Origin of the sequence: Fictibacillus sp. 26RED30 (assembly GCF_015903845.1) — a bacterium.
GTDB lineage: Bacteria > Bacillota > Bacilli > Bacillales > Fictibacillaceae > Fictibacillus > Fictibacillus phosphorivorans.
Map to the genome: position 1 here is coordinate 193,858 of NZ_JACZDV010000001.1, position 19,367 is coordinate 213,224.

Annotated in this window: 19 protein-coding genes and 1 other RNA gene; 19 read left to right on the plus strand and 1 reads right to left on the minus strand. The window is 41.5% G+C overall.

What is annotated here, in order from left to right; all coding sequences use genetic code 11:
• Positions 1 to 75 precede the first annotated feature (75 nt).
• From rpoN to eno, 8 genes are all read left to right on the plus strand, one after another.
• Positions 76 to 1,401, plus strand: a complete 1,326-nt coding sequence (gene rpoN / locus IHV11_RS00915; protein ID WP_197193472.1) for an RNA polymerase factor sigma-54 — start codon at positions 76 to 78, stop codon at positions 1,399 to 1,401.
• A gap of 184 nt (positions 1,402 to 1,585) precedes the next feature.
• A complete protein-coding gene (locus IHV11_RS00920) occupies positions 1,586 to 1,831 on the plus strand; it encodes a glutaredoxin family protein (RefSeq protein WP_197193473.1) in 246 nt (81 codons plus the stop codon).
• Positions 1,832 to 2,116: 285 nt separating this feature from the next.
• Positions 2,117 to 3,139 (plus strand): sugar-binding transcriptional regulator, encoded by a 1,023-nt coding sequence (locus tag IHV11_RS00925; RefSeq protein WP_197129355.1) that lies wholly within the window; start codon positions 2,117 to 2,119, stop codon positions 3,137 to 3,139.
• Between the two features lie 81 nt (positions 3,140 to 3,220).
• Positions 3,221 to 4,228, plus strand: a complete 1,008-nt coding sequence (gene gap, locus IHV11_RS00930; protein ID WP_066397583.1) for a type I glyceraldehyde-3-phosphate dehydrogenase — start codon at positions 3,221 to 3,223, stop codon at positions 4,226 to 4,228.
• Between the two features lie 127 nt (positions 4,229 to 4,355).
• Positions 4,356 to 5,540, plus strand: coding sequence for a phosphoglycerate kinase (locus IHV11_RS00935; RefSeq protein ID WP_137791696.1), 1,185 nt, complete (start codon positions 4,356 to 4,358; stop codon positions 5,538 to 5,540).
• Between the two features lie 222 nt (positions 5,541 to 5,762).
• Complete coding sequence (gene tpiA / locus IHV11_RS00940) at positions 5,763 to 6,521, plus strand: triose-phosphate isomerase (protein WP_197193474.1); 759 nt, start codon at positions 5,763 to 5,765, stop codon at positions 6,519 to 6,521.
• Entirely contained in the window at positions 6,518 to 8,050 is a 1,533-nt protein-coding gene (gpmI, locus tag IHV11_RS00945) for a 2,3-bisphosphoglycerate-independent phosphoglycerate mutase (RefSeq protein ID WP_197193475.1), read from the plus strand. Before tpiA ends, gpmI begins: the two co-directional genes overlap by 4 nt.
• Positions 8,051 to 8,145: 95 nt before the next feature.
• Positions 8,146 to 9,438 carry a phosphopyruvate hydratase gene (gene eno, locus IHV11_RS00950; RefSeq protein ID WP_137791699.1) on the plus strand — a complete coding sequence of 431 codons (1,293 nt, stop codon included), beginning with the start codon at positions 8,146 to 8,148 and terminating at the stop codon, positions 9,436 to 9,438.
• A 134-nt stretch (positions 9,439 to 9,572) separates the two neighbouring features.
• Here eno and IHV11_RS21435 read toward each other — a convergent pair whose 3' ends face one another.
• A complete protein-coding gene (locus IHV11_RS21435) occupies positions 9,573 to 9,659 on the minus strand; it encodes a putative holin-like toxin (protein WP_225218726.1) in 87 nt (28 codons plus the stop codon).
• A 410-nt stretch (positions 9,660 to 10,069) separates the two neighbouring features.
• Here IHV11_RS21435 and IHV11_RS00955 point away from each other — a divergent pair, with 410 nt between their 5' ends.
• The 11 genes from IHV11_RS00955 (at position 10,070) to IHV11_RS01005 (ending at position 19,344) form a co-directional block, all read left to right on the plus strand.
• Entirely contained in the window at positions 10,070 to 10,771 is a 702-nt protein-coding gene (locus tag IHV11_RS00955; RefSeq protein ID WP_197129368.1) for an FHA domain-containing protein, read from the plus strand.
• 221 nt (positions 10,772 to 10,992) lie between these two features.
• The gene (locus IHV11_RS00960; RefSeq protein WP_197193476.1) at positions 10,993 to 11,247 is read left to right on the plus strand and encodes a hypothetical protein; all 255 of its coding nucleotides are present in this window, start codon (positions 10,993 to 10,995) and stop codon (positions 11,245 to 11,247) included.
• A 51-nt stretch (positions 11,248 to 11,298) separates the two neighbouring features.
• A complete protein-coding gene (locus IHV11_RS00965; RefSeq protein ID WP_137791702.1) occupies positions 11,299 to 11,631 on the plus strand; it encodes a hypothetical protein in 333 nt (110 codons plus the stop codon).
• Positions 11,632 to 11,720: 89 nt separating this feature from the next.
• Positions 11,721 to 11,960, plus strand: a complete 240-nt coding sequence (gene secG, locus IHV11_RS00970) for a preprotein translocase subunit SecG (protein WP_066397553.1) — start codon at positions 11,721 to 11,723, stop codon at positions 11,958 to 11,960.
• 143 nt (positions 11,961 to 12,103) lie between these two features.
• Positions 12,104 to 12,793, plus strand: a complete 690-nt coding sequence (locus tag IHV11_RS00975) for an alpha/beta hydrolase (RefSeq protein WP_197193477.1) — start codon at positions 12,104 to 12,106, stop codon at positions 12,791 to 12,793.
• Between the two features lie 12 nt (positions 12,794 to 12,805).
• Complete coding sequence (locus IHV11_RS00980; protein ID WP_197193478.1) at positions 12,806 to 13,552, plus strand: alpha/beta hydrolase; 747 nt, start codon at positions 12,806 to 12,808, stop codon at positions 13,550 to 13,552.
• 58 nt (positions 13,553 to 13,610) lie between these two features.
• Positions 13,611 to 15,902, plus strand: a complete 2,292-nt coding sequence (gene rnr, locus IHV11_RS00985; protein ID WP_197194888.1) for a ribonuclease R — start codon at positions 13,611 to 13,613, stop codon at positions 15,900 to 15,902.
• 104 nt (positions 15,903 to 16,006) lie between these two features.
• On the plus strand, positions 16,007 to 16,474 hold the full coding sequence (gene smpB, locus IHV11_RS00990) for an SsrA-binding protein SmpB (protein WP_197129384.1): 468 nt from the start codon (positions 16,007 to 16,009) through the stop codon (positions 16,472 to 16,474).
• A gap of 140 nt (positions 16,475 to 16,614) precedes the next feature.
• Positions 16,615 to 16,975, plus strand: a transfer-messenger RNA (tmRNA) gene (gene ssrA, locus IHV11_RS00995).
• A gap of 249 nt (positions 16,976 to 17,224) precedes the next feature.
• Positions 17,225 to 18,205: a nuclease-related domain-containing protein gene (locus IHV11_RS01000; protein WP_197193479.1), complete on the plus strand. Its 981-nt coding sequence runs from the start codon at positions 17,225 to 17,227 to the stop codon at positions 18,203 to 18,205.
• 77 nt (positions 18,206 to 18,282) lie between these two features.
• Complete coding sequence (locus IHV11_RS01005) at positions 18,283 to 19,344, plus strand: M42 family metallopeptidase (RefSeq protein WP_197194889.1); 1,062 nt, start codon at positions 18,283 to 18,285, stop codon at positions 19,342 to 19,344.
• Positions 19,345 to 19,367 lie beyond the last annotated feature (23 nt).

A 19,367-nucleotide genomic window follows, 5' to 3' on the forward strand; every position in this document is an offset into this window, starting at 1 on the left:
GGGTCAGACCCCAAATTTTGTAGGATGTATAGCGCTTACATCTGTAGTATGATGAAGGAATAGGGGGGATTTAGAATGGAAATGGGTTTGTTTCAACAACAGAGCATGAACCTTGTCATGACAACTGAATTGCGCCAGGCCATTGCCATCTTACAAGTTCCCAGTTATGAACTGACATCATATCTTCAAGAGCAGGCATTAGAGAATCCGCTTATTGAAATTGCAGAACCAAAGGGTATGTTCACGACATTGAAGAAAAGCGTGCGGAAAAATGGGATTAATGGCCGCTCAGATGCACAGCAACCACTCGAGCATCTGATCATAGAGAAAGAAACCTTGTACGACTACCTTTATAAACAATCGATCCTTCTGCCGATCCAAGAACAGGATCGAAGAATATTTCAATACTTACTGCTAAGTGTAGACGAGAGCGGGTATCTCACCGTCTCTGCTGAGGATACGGCACATCGGTTTCAAACAACAGTTGAAAAATGTGAGGAGCTTATCTCACTCCTTCAAACGTTAGAGCCTGTTGGAATCGGTGCACGAGATCTAAGAGAGTGTCTGTTGCTTCAACTTCAAGAACAACATCAAGAACATACAATAAGCTACATAATCGTAGATCAGTATTTAGACCAGCTAGCAGAGCGTAAGATGAAATGGCTATCAACTCATCTAAACGTAACACCACAAGAAGTAGAAGCAGCGGCGGATTTTCTTCAAACACTTGATCCTCGACCAGGCGCTGCGTACGCTCCTGCCAACGATCAAGCGTATTTATATCCAGATGTCTCTGTAACAGAAGAGAACGGAAAATTTCACATTGCTGTTAACGAGCAATACTCACCAATGCTCAAGTTGAACGAAAGCTATGGCACACTCTTAAACGGAAAAAACGCAACATCGAAATTTTTAGATGATTCTTTCCAAAAGTTTAATTGGTTGAAAAAGGCTCTAGAACAAAGAAAAGAAACGCTCCTTAACATAACAAATGAGATCGTCAGAGTACAAGAGAAGTATTTTTTAACATTCGATCGATCGGATATGGTACCACTCACTTTAAAAGAAGTGGCATACGAAATCGGGGTACACGAATCCACGGTAAGTCGAGCTGTCAAAAATAAAGTAATTCAAACATCAAAAGGTGCAGTGGAGCTTAAATCCTTTTTTACAGCTAAAATCTTTACACAAGATGGGGGCAGCGTTTCTGCAACTTCCGCCAAATCGGAAATTAAGAAATTGGTAGAGAACGAAGATAAAACCAAACCTTTATCAGACCAGATACTTGCATCTCTCTTAGAAAAGAACAGCGGTCTCTCGATATCCCGAAGAACGGTTGCGAAATATCGGGAAGAATTAAACATACCATCTTCTTCAAAACGGAAACGGTATACCTCTTAAACTAAGGTCTTTTCCTCACGGAGAAGTCCTTTTTGTTTGGCTAGCCAATGCCACTTGAAAGGTGAGGCACTGATACATAACGTATGGGTGTGGCTCACTGCCTACCCGTGGAATGCGGGCATCTGCAACGGAAATCAATTGCTTTTTAAAATCAACGATGAATACAAAGGAAGGAGTACTAAAAATGGGTGAAAAAAAAGTCATACTTTATACGAAAATACATTGTCCACTTTGTGATGATGCACATAAACTATTACAGAAGCTGCAGCAGGAGATCTCGTTCACCTTAGAGTCGATCGACATCTATCAAGATGATCTCCTTCTTGAAAAATACGGATTGATGATTCCTGTTATTGAAGTCGATGGGAAAGAAATTGACTACGGAATGATCTCAGAAAGTAAAGTAAAGAAAGCGCTTACTAATTTTTAATAAGTAAAAGTTGTTGAAATGTAGTGAGACTATTTGATAATATAAACTTGCCAGAGAGAAATTCGACACTTTTATGACAAAAAGTGAAGTCTGGCACGTTTTAAAAGATCACTTTCAGGGTAATCTACAATAGGTAATATTGGGACTTGGGTCAAACCAAGTTATTTTCTTAAGCTAATGGGACAAAAAATGACTAACCGGGACATAAAAAGTCCAACTGGGTTTGCCATCAAAAAATTCCAGAGAGCTTAATCGTTCATCTCATTGAATCAGGAGAAATGTGCAATGAAAAAACTTATAGAGATACAAAAGAAGTTGCTGCCAGATCTTCTAGAAACGATGCGAAAGCGATACAACGTTTTAAACGTGGTGAGAATTCATGAACCTATTGGAAGAAGAAGTTTAGCATCAACCTTGAACCTGACAGAACGCGTACTGCGCTCAGAAGTTTCGTTTCTAAAAGATCAAGGACTTCTAAACATTCAGACCGCTGGCATGTCATTAACATCAGAAGGACATGATATTTTACTAGAGCTTTCTGAGATGATGAAAGAATTGTCTGGTTTGCATGTTTTAGAATCAAAACTTAAGGAAATGTTAAATCTGTCAGAAGTCATCGTAGTACCAGGTGATAGTGATCAAGATGTGTGGGTAAAAAATGATATGGGTAAGGCTGCAGCAGACCGATTAAAGCGTCAGCTATCAGCGAAGAATGTTATCGCTGTAACGGGTGGAACAACACTCGCTTCAGTTGCAGAGATGATGTCACCTATACAGAAAGGACAACAGTTATTGTTTGTTCCTGCCCGAGGCGGACTTGGTGAAAAGGTTGAGAACCAAGCGAACACCATTTGTTCCACGATGGCTCAAAAAGCCAATGGGGAATACAGGCTTCTTCATCTACCTGATCAGTTGAGTAAAGAAACGTATCTATCTTTGATGGCTGAGCCAGGTGTTAAAGAAGTCATGGAGCTCATACACTCCGCTGGTATAGTGCTTCACGGGATTGGCGATGCTAAAACAATGGCAGTACGTCGAAACTCAAATCCATCCGTTCTACAAAAGCTGGAGAAAGAAAAAGCTGTTGCAGAAGCATTCGGCTATTACTTTGATCAGCAGGGTGAAGTGGTTCACCGCGTGCGCACGATTGGCTTGCAGCTAGATGAGCTGCAGAATAGTGATTTCATCATGGCTGTAGCAGGCGGATCATCTAAATCCGATGCGATTGCAGCATTCATGAAACACGGTCCGAAAAAGGTTTTAATCACGGACGAAGGAGCTGCCCGACAATTATTGGGACGCTCGTAAGTTCATTTTCAATTCGTTATTAAGGGGATTTCCCTTTATATAAAAAATAAATTCTCTCTTAAATCAAGGAGGTCATTTTACATGGCAACAAAAATTGGTATTAACGGTTTCGGTCGTATTGGCCGTAATGTATTCCGCGCAGCATTCAACAACCCTGAGGTAGAAGTTGTAGCTGTAAACGACTTAACAGATGCTGACACTCTTGCTTTCCTATTAAAGCATGACACAGTACACGGCAAATTCGCTGGTTCTGTTGAAGTTAAGGAAAACGCACTTATTGTAGATGGCAAAGAAATCAAAGTTTTAGCTGAGCGCGATCCAGCACAACTTGGCTGGGGAGACCTTGGTGTAGAAGTAGTTGTTGAATCAACTGGACGTTTCACTAAGCGTGCAGACGCTGCTAAACACTTAGAAGCTGGCGCTAAAAAAGTAATCATTTCTGCTCCTGCTTCTGATGAGGATATCACTGTAGTTCTGGGTGTTAACGAAGACAAGTACGATGCAGCTAGCCACGATGTTATCTCTAACGCATCTTGTACAACGAACTGTCTTGCACCATTCGCAAAAGTTCTTCACGAGAAATTCGGCGTGAAGCGCGGTATGATGACAACTGTTCACTCATACACAAACGATCAGCAAATTCTAGATCTTCCACATAAAGATCTTCGTCGTGCTCGTGCGGCAGCTGAGAACATCATTCCAACTTCAACTGGTGCTGCTAAAGCAGTTTCTCTAGTGCTTCCTGAACTTAAAGGTAAGCTAAACGGTATGGCAATGCGTGTTCCAACTCCAAACGTATCTCTAGTTGACTTAGTTGTTGAACTTGACAAAGAAGTTACTGTTGACGAAGTAAACGCAGCACTTAAAGCTGAAGCTGAAGGCAACCTTAAAGGAATCCTTGGCTACTCTGAAGAGCCGCTTGTATCTACTGACTACAATGGCGACACTCACTCTTCTACAATCGATGCTCTTTCCACGATGGTTATGGAAGGAAACATGGTTAAAGTTGTATCTTGGTACGATAACGAAACTGGATACTCAAGCCGCGTTGTAGATTTAATTGACTATATCGCTAAAAAAGGACTTTAATAGATAGAGAAGAACAATAAGGAGGGGGAGAAGTCGTTTCAAACAGGCTTCTACTCCTCTTTCCCATGTAAAACCTGGGATTGTCGTTTCTTTAATCTTTTTACTAGTCAGGAGGCTGCATGTACTTATGAACAAAAAAAGTGTTCGTGACATCGATTTAAAAGGCAAAGTCGTATTTTGCCGTGTTGATTTTAACGTACCAATGAAAGATGGAAACATTACGGATGAAACGCGTATCAACGCTGCTCTTCCAACCATCAAATACTTAACAGAGCAAGGCGCTAAAGTTCTTTTAGCAAGTCATTTAGGACGTCCAAAAGGACAAGTTGTTGAAGAGCTTCGTCTAACTCCTGTAGCAGAACGTTTAAGCGAGCTTCTTGGTAAAGAAGTTGTAAAAACGGATGAAGCTTACGGCGAGGAAGTTGAAAAGGCAGTTGCTAACCTAGAAGAAGGCGGCGTGATCTTACTTGAGAACGTTCGTTTTTATCCAGGAGAAGAGAAGAACGATCCTGAATTAGCACAAAAATTTGCTGCACACGCTGATGTGTACGTAAACGATGCATTTGGAGCAGCTCACAGAGCGCACGCTTCAACAGAAGGGATCGCGAAACATCTTCCTGCTGTTTCCGGTTTGTTGATGGAAAAAGAACTTGAAGTGCTAGGAAAAGCTCTATCGAATCCTGACCGTCCTTTCACTGCCATCATCGGTGGTGCAAAAGTTAAGGATAAGATTGACGTAATCGATAATCTATTAGACAAAGTAGACAACCTGATCATCGGCGGTGGTTTAGGGTATACATTCATTAAGGCGCTTGGCCATGATGTAGGGAAGTCTCTTTTAGAAGAAGATAAGATTGAAACAGCTCGCGGTTTCATGGAAAAAGCTAAAGAAAAAGGCGTGAACTTCCTGATTGCTGAGGATGTTTTAGTAGCTGACGATTTTTCGAACGATGCTAACACGAAAGTAGTAGCGATCGATTCTATCCCATCTGATTGGGAAGGGCTTGATATCGGAACAAAAACGATTGAAAAGTACGTAAAGGTTATTAAAGAATCGAAGCTTGTAATATGGAACGGACCGATGGGTGTATTTGAGATCGATGCATTCGCAAACGGTACTCGTTCAGTAGCAAATGCACTTGCAGAAGCAACTGACACGTATAGCGTTATCGGTGGTGGAGATTCTGCTGCAGCGGTTGAGAAGTTTGGTCTTGCTGACAAGATGAGCCACATCTCAACAGGCGGCGGCGCTTCCCTTGAGTTCATGGAAGGTAAAGAACTTCCAGGCGTAGTAGCTTTAAACGACAAGTAAGATTTTGTGCGCGGTCGATTTCCACTTCAGGTGCTTCGCTTTCCGCGGGGCAGGCGGTGAGCCACTTGCCGCTTTGCGCCACTAAGTATCTCACCTGACCGCTTGTCCCGCAGGAGTCTCGCACCTTACACTCCAATCGACTTATCAATTAAGCTACTGTATAACTGACTGCTTCAACTTTTAGTACTACTCTAAAAGAAACACTTTTAAGAGGTGAAAAGAATGCGTAAACCTATTATTGCAGGTAACTGGAAAATGAATAAAACATTAACAGAAGCACGCAGTTTTGTAGAAGAAGTGAAAGGTCTTGTGCCTTCAGCTGAAACTGTAGACTCTGTAATCTGTGCTCCTGCTTTGTTCCTTGACAGCTTAGCAGACGAGTCAGAAGGTACACCACTTGCGATCGGTGCACAAAACATGCACTTTGAAGAAAGTGGTGCGTTCACAGGTGAAATCAGCCCTGTTATGCTAAAAGATCTTAACGTTCAATATGTTATTCTTGGACATTCTGAGCGTCGTGAACTTTTTAGTGAAACAGATGAGCTTGTTAACCAAAAGACACATGCTGCATTCAAACATGGTCTGACTCCGATCGTTTGTGTGGGTGAAACGCTTGAACAGCGTGAAGCAGACAAGACGAAGGACGTTGTAAAAGAACAGACTGAAAAAGGTCTATCTGGATTAACAGATGAGCAGATGAAACAAACGGTTATCGCATATGAGCCAGTTTGGGCAATCGGAACAGGCAAAACAGCATCTTCTGAAGATGCGAACGAAGTATGTGCTTACATCCGCAGTGTTGTAGCAGAGCAATTCTCTCAGGATGTTGCAGATGCAGTTCGTATTCAATACGGCGGCAGTGTTAAGCCTGACAACATTAAAGAATTAATGGGTATGTCTGATATTGATGGCGCTTTGGTTGGCGGAGCTAGCCTTGAGCCAAAATCTTACCTTCAGCTTCTGGAGGGCGTTAGCCGATGAGTAAAAAACCAGTAGCTTTAATCATCTTAGACGGTTTTGCTTGCCGTAATGAAGACAAAGGTAATGCTGTTGCACAAGCGAAAAAGCCCAACTTTGACCGCTACTGGGAAACGTATCCGCATGCTCAACTAACAGCTAGTGGGGAAGCCGTTGGACTTCCTGAAGGTCAAATGGGTAACTCAGAAGTGGGTCACTTAAACATTGGTGCAGGACGTATCGTCTACCAAAGTTTGACTCGCGTGAACCTATCGATCAAAGAAGGAGATTTTTACGAAAATCAAACGTTTATTGATGCGATGGACCATGTGAAAAAGACTGACAAAGCACTTCATATCTTTGGGTTGCTTTCTGATGGTGGTATTCACAGCCATATCGAACACATTCTTTCACTATTAGAACTAGCTAAAAAGCAGAACGTGGAAAAGGTATATCTGCACGGATTCTTGGACGGGCGTGATGTACCACCGCAATCGGCTAAAGGTTATATTCAAAGAACAGTGGACAAGATGAATGAACTCGGTGTTGGTGAGATTGCAACACTTTCTGGCCGCTACTATTCCATGGACCGTGATAAGCGTTGGGACCGAGTTGAAAAATCATACCGTGCTATGGTTTATGGTGAAGGACCAGATTACAAAGATCCATTTGAAGTTGTTGAAGATTCATACAGCAATGGCGTTCATGATGAATTCGTTCTTCCTTCTGTTTTAAAACAAGAGAACGGAGAGCCTGTTGCGACCGTTCAAGATGGAGATGCAGTCATCTTCTGTAACTTCCGTCCTGACCGTGCAATCCAAATCTCTCAAGTGTTTACGAACGAAGATTTCCGTGGTTTCGATCGCGGAGAAGCGTTCCCGAAAAACCTTCACTTCGTATGTTTAACACACTTTAGTGAAACGGTTGATGGGGATGTAGCGTTCAAACCTACAAACCTAGACAACACATTAGGTGAAGTTTTATCACAACAAAACTTTAAACAGCTTCGTATTGCTGAAACGGAAAAGTATCCACACGTAACGTTCTTCTTCAGTGGAGGACGTGAAGCAGAGTTTCCTGGTGAAACGCGTATCTTAATCGACTCGCCTAAAGTTGCAACGTACGACTTAAAGCCTGAGATGAGTGCTTATGAAGTAACGGATGCGCTTGTTGGAGAGATTGAAGCAGATAAGCACGATGCGATCATCCTAAACTTTGCAAACCCTGACATGGTAGGTCACTCAGGGATGCTTGAGCCTACGATTAAAGCAGTTGAAACAGTGGATGAGTGCTTAGGAAAAGTGGTCGATGCGATCCTTGCAAAAGGAGGAGCTGCGATCATTACTGCTGACCATGGTAATGCTGATGAAGTCATTACGATGGAAGGCAATCCGATGACGGCTCACACAACAAATCCTGTTCCTGTAATTGTGACACAAGAAGGATTAGAACTGCGTCAAGACGGAATCTTGGCCGATCTTGCACCAACGGTTTTAAACCTTTTAGGTGGAGAACAACCGAAAGAAATGACAGGTAAATCATTAATCAAATAAGTTTATTTTACGGAATATGTACAGAGCCTCTTGTGCATAGTGCTCGAAATACCTTATTCTCAAATTACATTTTCTTTTAAAAAGGAGAGACAAATATGTCAGCTATTATTGAAATTTATGCTCGCGAAGTTCTAGACTCTCGCGGTAATCCAACAGTTGAAGTAGAAGTTTACACAGAATCAGGTGCTTTTGGACGCGCAATCGTTCCATCTGGTGCTTCTACAGGTGAATACGAAGCAGTTGAGCTTCGTGATGGCGACAAAGAGCGTTACCTTGGAAAAGGTGTTATGAACGCTGTAAACAACGTAAACGAAAACATCGCTCCAGAACTTATCGGTTTTGATGTACTTGACCAAGTTGGAATCGACCAAACGTTGATCGAGCTTGATGGTACTGAAAACAAAGGTAAGCTAGGCGCTAACGCAATCCTTGGTGTTTCCATGGCTGTTGCACACGCTGCTGCTGATTTCTTAAACGTACCTCTTTACATGTACCTTGGAGGATTCAACTCTAAAACTCTTCCAGTTCCTATGATGAACATCTTAAACGGTGGAGAGCATGCGGATAACAACGTAGACATTCAAGAATTTATGGTAATGCCTGTTGGTGCTGAAAGCTTCCCAGAAGCACTTCGCATGGGTACTGAAATCTTCCACAGCTTAAAAGCAGTTCTTAAAGAAAAAGGATTGAACACAGCTGTAGGTGACGAAGGTGGATTCGCTCCAAACCTTGGTTCGAACGAAGAAGCTCTTCAAACAATCATGGAAGCGATTGAAAAAGCTGGTTACAAGCCAGGTGAAGAAGTTCGCCTTGCAATGGACGTTGCTGCTTCTGAATTGTTCAACAAAGAAGACGGAAAATACCACCTTTCAGGTGAAGGTGTTGTTAAGACTTCTGAAGAGATGGTTGCATTCTACGAAGATCTTGCTAACAAATATCCGATCGTTTCAATTGAAGACGGTCTTGATGAGAACGACTGGGATGGTTTCAAACTATTAACAGAGCGTATCGGTGACCGCGTACAGCTTGTTGGTGACGACTTGTTCGTAACAAACACAACTAAGCTTTCTGAAGGTATCGAAAAAGGAATCGGTAACTCCATCCTTATCAAAGTTAACCAAATTGGTACGTTGACTGAAACGTTCGACGCGATCGAAATGGCTAAACGTGCTGGTTACACAGCAGTTATCTCTCACCGTTCAGGTGAATCAGAAGATAGCACAATCGCTGACATCGCTGTTGCGACAAACGCTGGACAAATCAAAACAGGTGCTCCTTCACGTACAGACCGTGTTGCGAAGTACAACCAACTTCTTCGCATCGAAGACGAGCTAGGAAACCTTGCTGTATACCCAGGAATGAACGCATTCTACAACCTTAAAAAATAATTGGGGTCTGACCCCAAACAAAGACAAACTCGCCATTTTGTCTTTGTGAAAAAGACAAGCCCCCGGATCAAGCACTAGAAGTGCTGATTCGGGGGCTGTCTTCATTTTTAAAGTGGTAAAGCATACTCTGCTGCTTATCGAGAGCGATTGTTAGAATGAAGGATAGTAACAATGAGCATTGAGAAACTGATCATGAGCGACATCGTTTCAAAAACAGTCATCTTTGATCCCTCCAATCGTGTTACCCTTAAGATTCGTAAAAGCAGGGTTGTCCTATACCCCAAAAGAGAAAGATAGGTAATAAGGCTTGTCTTTCTTGCTTAAAGGATTTCAGAATTAATTAAAATAAAGTGATTTATAAAGTTGCGACCGATACGAAAGATTTGTGAGCGATTCGAAAGATTTATGAGTGATTCCAAGACTTTGTGAGCGATTTTAAAACTTCACAAACCTTCTCAGAATCTCTATATCACTGCAATCATTCACGAGCGTTCCAAGTTTCTTAAATTACCAAATACTTACCACAGCTCTTGCCGAATTTCTCACAAAACCTCATAATCCTTCTATTTTTAACGAAAATCATTTAAAATGCATATAACAAGTACTTGCTTGATGTACGGGGGAATTTTTGATGAATGATAGTTTATACATACGCATAGAAGCTGGGGATCCTTATGACACGGGGAGCCTCATGCCATTAAAACCTGAAGGAGAAGCATTAGTCTTTGGACGCTCTTCTCAAACGAACGAAACAGATGTGTCATTTATCAGCCCTTATGTATCTCGAAAGCATGCTGAGATTTACATGCAAGATGGGGTATCTTTTATTCGAGATCTTGATTCAAAGCACGGAACGGCGCTCAATAATCAGCTGCTCGAGCCACATATGCCAAAACAGTTGCAATCTGGAGATGTGATCAGCTTGGCAAAGGGAGTTATTCTTTTAACCTATCTGAACACTCAAGAAGATCAATCAGATCTTACGATGGAGTTTACTTCACCTATTCAACCAGCAGAATCACAGATCACGAGTGGGTTGCATATCATTCCTGAACGCCGCCAGATTTCGATTGATGGTGAGCCTTTATTTCTGTCAGGAAAGCACACCGACCTTCTTGTATTTTTGTATCGAAAAAAGAATCAGGCAGTCAGCAGTGACGAAATAAAGATTCAAATATGGCCGGAGCGAATGGTTGCCGGTTCGAACGATATACCTGACGTTGGAAACGATGAGATCAATGCACTTGTTTACCGACTCAGAAAGAAGCTTGGTCCGTACGGAGATGCTATCGTTACTGTCCCACGTTATGGATACATGTTGCAGATTAATTAAATAGAAACACTCCCAAGAGTCTGTTAGAACCCAATCGTTCTGATAGGCTTTTTTTTATAATAAAAACACAATCTAATTATCAGAAACTTATCATTTTCGTATGAGGAAAGAGTCATGATAAATCCATTTTAGAGTAGACAAAAAGAGAGTAAATTAAATAAAAGGAAAAAACTCCTTTTTAAAAAAAGATGTTTCTTTTAAATAGGTGTGGTGAGGAAGTAATGAGGGTAGAGGAAACTAGACGGGATCGAAGAGGAAGATCATATCGGTTTCGATTAATCAGAGTATTTATCATTCTACTATTTACGATTTTGTATATACGAACCTATGAACTGCAGATAACAAATGGAGAAAGAGCTCGTTTGAAATCTGAGACCTATAAAGATGTTGTGATCAAAAAATCCATTTTCAATGATAACTACTACTCGTCAAAAAAAGACACACCACTAGAAACAGACATAAAACATAACAAGTAACAGTAAAATGAAAATGGGGGATGTCCCCATTAATGCGAAGAGGGGATGTTTATGATGCAACCACTTAAACAAGAATCTTCGGATGGTGCAGAGAACAAACTGGAAAAATTGAATCCGATCAGCTTTATTGGAAAAGTGAAAGAAACCAATGGCCAAGTATTTACCATCTCTCATAAAAAAACGTTGATGAAAGTAAAACTGGACGCTAAGACAGAGCTGCTCGATGGAGACAAGACGCTAGATATCGCGCCAGACGAAGCCGTGCAGCCAGGAGCTACCGTCCAAGTAGTTGGGATGTTGAACAAAAGACTGAATGTAATTAAAGCGGTTCGTCTCTATATTTTTCATAAAGAATTTGATATTAACTATTCAGGAACAAATTAATGAAGGTTCTGAAAAAAACTTTGCCTCGTCCCTTCAAGTTATGGTACATTTAGGGTAATGTAACGTGGAACGGTGGAGGTGTAACATACATGCTAACAGCAGCAAAAATCCTTCTTATTTTAGTATCAGTCGCATTAATCGTTGTCGTTGTTCTTCAATCAGGTCGTTCGGCAGGATTATCAGGTGCGATTACAGGTGGAGCTGAACAGCTTTTTGGTAAACAAAAAGCACGTGGAATCGACGCATTGCTAAGTAAGTTAACGATCATTCTTGCAGTGTTGTTCTTCATTCTAACAATATCAGTAGCATACTTTATTCCGATGAACTAAAGAACAGTCAAAAACAACAAGCGGTGAATGCCGCTTGTTGTTTTTTTAGTCTGTAGAAACGCCGCATAACCTTTATGAGAGTGGTTGTGATATGATTTGTTACGAGGATAAAAGGGTAACCTATAGACAAAAAAGGTGGTAGCATGATCGGGTGTCTTTGTTTGCATGGGTTCACGGGTGGACCTTATGAGATCGAGCCAATTACTGAATATCTTGAAAAGCATACAGACTGGTTATTATCTGTGCCCACTTATCCTGGACACGGAACCGAACTCTCATTAAGAGGTAGAACACATACAGAATGGCTTCAAGAAGCGGAAAGTGCCTATTTGGAGCTTCGAGAAAAGGTTGAACAGATCTATATTGTCGGCTTTTCGATGGGCGGCATGATAGCGGGTTATCTAGCTTCCAAATATGGTTGCGACAAATTGATTCTGTTGAACGCAAGTGCCTACTATCTTAATCCCGCACAGATGATTAAAGATATTGCCAATATGATGGTCTCTGGTCTGAACGGTCAACTAAGAGATCATGAATTATATAAAAGGTATAGAAAAAAGTTCCTTGATACACCTTTTAGAGCAACAAGAGAGTTTCAAAAGCTTGTAAGAATGATTAAACCTGAATTCTCACAAGTCTCGGCACCAACTCTAATCGTTCAAGGAGAATGTGATGGCCTTGTTCCGAGAAGAAGTGCAGAATATCTGTATAAAGCGATAGCAGCCTCTAACAAGCGTCTTTGTTATTTTAAACAATCCAAGCACATGATCTGTCATGATGTAGAGAAAGAAGAATTAATTCAAGAAGTATATCAATTTTTAATGAATGAATAGGAGAGGTACAACATGAAAATCGCAGCACCAAAACCGTTTTTCTTTGAAGGAGGAAAGCGGGCAGTCTTAATGCTTCATGGGTTCACAGGCAGTTCAGCCGATGTACGAATGATGGGGAGGTTTCTGCAGAAGAAGGGCTATACATGTCACGCCCCTCAATATAAAGGGCATGCCGTTCCTCCTGAAGAATTAGTACACACAGGGCCCCAAGACTGGTGGGAAGATGTGATTGGCGGCTACAATCATCTAAAAGAAAAAGGCTACGACGAGATTGCTGTTTGCGGTCTTTCGTTAGGTGGAGTATTCTCTTTAAAACTTGCTACGGACCACCCTGTAAAAGCCGTAATTCCGATGTGCGCACCGATGTCCATCAAGAGTGAAGAAGTGATGTATAAAGGGGTTTGTGCGTACGCTGAAGAATATAAAAAGCGTGAACAGAAATCAGCAGAACAGATTCAAGCAGAAATGGAAGAATTCAAAAATACTCCAATGAACACGTTAAAAGCTCTACAAGACCTTATTCAAAGTGTAAGAAATTCGGTAGATCTCGTATATGCACCTACCTTTGTTGTGCAGGCTAGAAATGATGAAATGATAAACACGGATTCTGCAAATATTATCTATGATGAAGTAGAAAGTGAAACGAAAGATTTAAAGTGGTATGAAAACTCATCACATGTTATTACATTAGACAAGGAAAAAGAACAGCTGCATGAAGATGTTTATGCTTTCTTAGAAGACCTTGATTGGTCAGAATAGAACCTTTTTTCCTTAAAAAGGAGGTCAGTTTTTGGATAAACTGCAAATACTCCAGCTCATGAAAGAATCGGAAAAACCGATGACAGTAACAGAGATTGAAGAAGCTCTTCAACTTCCTGACGCTGAAGCTTTCAAGAAACTGGTTTTAACACTTAACGAACTAGAAGATGAAGGTTCTGTCGTTCGAACACGTACGAACCGATATGGATTGCCTGAAAAAATGAGTCTAATTAAAGGCCGCGTTCAAGGTCACGCGAAAGGCTTTGCGTTTCTTATCCCTGAAGACTCTGAACAAAAAGATGTGTATATCTCACAATCAGATATGAATGGTGCGATGAGTGGAGATACGGTTCTCGTGCGCTTAAACCAAACATCTTCGGGATCACGCCCGGAAGGTTCGATTATTCGTATTTTAGAGCGAGGGGTTACAGAGGTCGTCGGAACGTTCCAGGAAAGCCGTAAATTCGGTTTTGTTGTGGCTGATGATAAACGGATACCAAATGACATCTTTATTCCGGCAGACGGCGTTAACGGAGCTGTAGAAGGACATAAGGTGCTTGTGAAGATTACAAAATATCCTGAAGGCAAAAACAGTGCCGAAGGAGAGATCATCCACATCATCGGACATAAGAACGATCCAGGTGTAGATATTATCTCTGTTATCTTCAAACATGGACTGCCAAGAGAGTTTCCAGTTGAAGCACTCGAGCAAGCTCATAACACACCAGATGAGATCGATCCGAAAGATATTGAAGGACGTCGCGATCTTCGAAACGAAACGATTGTAACGATTGATGGAGCAGACGCGAAAGACTTGGATGATGCGGTTCATGTGATCAAGCTGCCTAACGGTCATTACAAGCTTGGCGTACATATCGCAGATGTTACGCACTATGTAACCGAAGATTCTCCGATCGATAAAGAAGCGCAAGAGCGCGGTACGAGTGTGTACTTAGTCGATCGTGTTATCCCGATGATCCCACATCGTCTATCGAACGGTATCTGTTCATTAAACCCGAAAGTTGATCGCTTAACGATTTCATGTGAGATGGAGATCAACCACGATGGTGAAGTCATTAAACATGAGATTTTCCCTAGTGTGATCAAAACAACAGAACGAATGACGTATACAGATGTTCGTAAAATTTTGCAGGATGAAGACGAAGCAGTTAACAAGAAATACGAGCCACTTATTCCTTTCTTTAAGCTGATGGGAGAGCTTGCTGAGGTTCTTCGTAAAAAACGTTTTGCACGCGGTGCGATTGACTTTGATTTCTCTGAAGCAAAAGTACTCGTAGACGAAAACAGCGATCCACAAGATGTTGTTCTTCGCGAGAGATCAGTCGCAGAAAAACTGATCGAAGAATTCATGCTTTGTGCGAATGAAACTGTAGCTCAGCATTTTCACGAGCTCGAGCTTCCGTTCATGTATCGTATCCATGAAGATCCTGATGAGGGCAAATTAGAGCGTTTCTTAGAGTTCATCGGTATGTTTGGTTATGCGTTAAAAGGCACCGCGAGCGACATCCACCCGAGAAGCCTTCAACAGTTACTAGAAACCGTAAAAGGTGAACCGGAAGAAATGGTGATCTCAAAGATCATGCTTCGTTCCATGAAGCAAGCGAAATATGATCATATGTCACTTGGTCACTACGGATTAGCGACTGAGTTCTATACGCATTTCACTTCACCCATCCGTCGTTATCCAGACTTGATCGTACATCGCCTCATCCGTACGTATCTGTTTAAAAAAGACACAGGACCAAAAACAGTCAGTCATTGGAAAGCGGAACTTCCTGGGATCGCCAAACATTCATCCGCGATGGAACGCCGTGCCGTTGATGCGGAACGCGAAACAGATGAGCTGAAAAAATCACAGTTCATGCTTGATAAGATCGGAGAAGAGTTTGATGGCGTGATCAGCTCTGTGACGAACTTTGGATTGTTCGTTGAACTTCCAAACACGATCGAAGGACTCGTACATGTTAGCTACTTAACAGACGACTACTACCGATTTGATGAGAAGTTTATGGCGATGATCGGTGAGCGAACGGGTAACGTGTTCCGAATCGGTGATGAGATTTCCATCCGAGTTGCGAACGTAAATGTAGATGAACGCGCGATTGATTTTGAAATCGTCGGAATGAAAGGAACACCTCGTAAACGCTTTAAAGATCGCCAGAAAGTGATCGATATTGGGGATACACCAAAACGTGGAAGAGGAAGAAGAAGCAAGAACCGCACGAGTGAATCTGAGCGTTCAAGCGGCCCTCAAGATTCAAAGAAAGGGAAGAAAAAGCCTTTCTATAAACCAGTAGCTAAGAAAAAAGGCAAGAAAAAGAAGAAATAATAAGCATGTTCAGTCAAGGTTCATCTATAGTGGTGAACCTTGACGTTATTTGACCATATTGCTATAATTAAACTTCACTTGCTGTGGGGAGGATTGAGTTTTACATGCCAAAAGGAGAAGGGAAAGTAGTCGCACAGAATAAGAAAGCGCGGCACGATTACCACGTCGAAGAAACATTTGAAGCAGGAATTGTCCTTCAGGGCACGGAGATTAAATCCATTCGCGCAGGCAGGGCTAATCTAAAAGATTCTTTCGCACGTGTGCAAAATGGCGAGTTGTTCTTACACAACATGCACATTAGCACATACGAGCAAGGAAACCGGTACAATCATGATCCACTTCGTACGCGTAAGCTGCTCTTACACCGCAAAGAGATCAACAAGCTGTTAGGTGCTACAAAAGAACAAGGATATTCGATTGTTCCTTTGAAAATGTATCTGAAGAATGGTTTTGCGAAGCTTTTGATCGGACTTGCAAAAGGGAAGAAGCATTACGATAAGCGTGACGATCTGAAGAAGAAGGATGCGAAGCGAGAAATTGAACGTGCATTCCGAGATCGACAAAAAGATTAATTGGTTCCTTTTACAGGATGTTACAATTGAGACGATGAAGCAAAAATGTTATACTGAGTACACAAGTGAATAGAAGCGATTGAGCTTTTATCTCTTTCCGAGGTTCGGCAGAATTAAGTTTCTGCTTACCATTTTATAATGGGGACGTTACGGATTCGACAGGGGTAGTTTGAGCTTAAGTTGCGAGTCGAGGGGGTCGGCCTCGTTAAAACGCCACAGCCAATAACTGGCAAACAAAACAACAACTTAGCTTTAGCTGCGTAATAGCACTTTAGCTGTTCCTCCCTCCATCGCCCATGTGGTAGGGTAAGGGACTCACTCTTAGTGGGCTACGCCGGTTGTCCTCCGCCTGAGGACGATGGAAGAGAATAATCAGGCTAGCGGTCCAGGCGCCTGTCGGCTGGCAGACGGATCCGCGAAACGCGAATAAACCGACTACACTCGTAGAAGCTTAAGTGCCAATATCTTTGGACGTGGGTTCGATTCCCACCGTCTCCACCATACATAGGTGGATAACAGGACTTGCCCAACTAGGGTGAGTCCTTTTTTGTATGCTAAATTTGGCAAATGTCGATATAATCTGATTTTCGCTGATATATTTAAAATCTTGCCGATATAATTCTAAAGTTGCTGATAAAATACTCATTCTCGCCGATATAACAAAAAAGTTGCCGATATCTATTTTCCTCACAGGATTTTGCACCCAAACAAAAGAATTATTAACAATATAATCACGAAAGGAGTTAGATCTTGATCATCAAAAAACGAACAAAGCCGATTAAATTATTTAAGTTTGAGGCACTATTTAGACGACTTGATCTTGATCATCCAAAAAGACAAATTGCTTCTGAAACATATGCAAAAAATATCGCTGGATATCGAGGTGAGCGTTCATTAGATTTTCCGCTAAGTTTTTTACCCGAACAGAAGTACCATATCTTTCATGACCTTCGTCTATATGATGGGTCACATTACTTCCAGATTGATTGCCTCCTGTTATCCTCAAATTTCATGATTATCATCGAAGTGAAAAACATAACTGGAACTCTTATTTTTGACTCAACATTTAATCAGTTGATCAGGATCAATGATAATAAGGATGAAAGAGCGTTCAGCAGTCCAATCATTCAAGTAAATAGACATGTAGAGCAACTTCAAAAGTGGCTTGCCTTTTATAAATATCCTTCCATTCCAATCGAACCGCTTGTAATTATCGGAAATGATAAATCAGTAATCAAATCCACTGAAAAAGAAAAATCTCACACTCTCTCCCAATTCGTATTACCTTTCTATGTTTTGCCTGAAAAAATAAAAGAACTTGAGGTCAGACACACCAATCATCTCCTTACTAAGGAATCTCATCATAATCTTTCCGTACAACTTCAATTACAACACCATCCACTAAAATTCAATATTCTTCAGCATTTCCAAATCTCAGAAAGTGATTTAATAAAAGGAATTCAGTGTACGAATTGTAAATTATATAGTATGCACAGAACGTTTGGTACATGGGCTTGTTCTAGATGTATGACCACTTCTAAAGACGCTCATATACAAGCCCTACATGATTATTACTTGCTAATTGGAAATACGATAAATAACCGCCAAATGAATGATTTCCTCCATATCAACTCACCTCATATAACGAAACACCTTTTAAACTCACTATGTTCTAAAACAATCGGAACGAATAAAGGCAGAAAATATGAACTAACCTTCAATTTTGAATAATTTCATTCTCCTTCTGAAAAAGAACGTATTCAAACCGTATCTTTTCCCCATCCTATAAAATAGGAAGGTGAAAAATGATGGACTTATTAAAAGAGTTAACCGAAACGAATGGTGCTCCTGGTTTTGAAAAAGCGATCCGAGAGATCATGAAACGTGAGATCAGCAAAACAGGTGCCTCGCTAATGAACGATCACATCGGTAGTGTATTCGGTGAAAAACACGGATCTACGAATGACGGTCCTAAAATACTTCTTGCAGGCCACATGGACGAAGTCGGTTTCATGGTCAGTGAGATCACAGAACAAGGGTATTTGCGCTTTGTTCCTTTAGGAGGCTGGTGGTCACAAGTTCTCCTCGCGCAGCGTGTCCATGTTCAGACGAAAAGTAAAACGTTCACAGGCGTCGTTGGATCAAAAGCACCTCATATCTTAACGGCGGATGAACGAAACCGGGTTTATCCGATGAAAGAGATGTTTATTGATATCGGTGCTAAAGATAAAGATCAGGTGAAGGAGTGGGGAATTAGAGTAGGTGATCCGATTCTTCCGATATGCCCCTTTGAAATGATGCCTGACGGTGACACCATTCTTGCTAAAGCACTCGATAATCGAGCAGGCTGTTATACAGCGCTTCAGGTTTTAGAACAACTTCAAAACGTCAAGCATCCAAACACCGTCTATTGTGGTGCAACCGTTCAAGAGGAAGTAGGGCTTAGAGGAGCAATCACTGCACCAGCCATTATGGAGCCAGATGTCGCGATTGCTCTTGATGTGGGCGTTGCAGAAGATGGTCCTGGCGGTAACGCGAACAAGGCGAAGCTCGGAAAAGGACCCCTCATTACGTTTCTCGATTCGTCGATGATTCCGCACACCGGTTTTCGTGATTTAATTATCGAGGTTGCAGAGAAACATAACATACCTTACCAAGTAGATGTGATGCTCGGCGGAGGAACTGATGCGGGTAAGTTCCATCTTTTCAAAAAGGGTATCCCAAGTCTTGTAGTGGGAGTGGCGGCTCGCTACATTCACAGTCATACATCCATGATCAGTAAAAGCGACTTAGAAAATAGCACAAAGCTTTTAGTAGAGCTAGTAAAGGTTCTAGATAAAGAAAAACTTCATTCGCTTCTGGATTACTAAACACTACTCAAAAAAACCTCGTT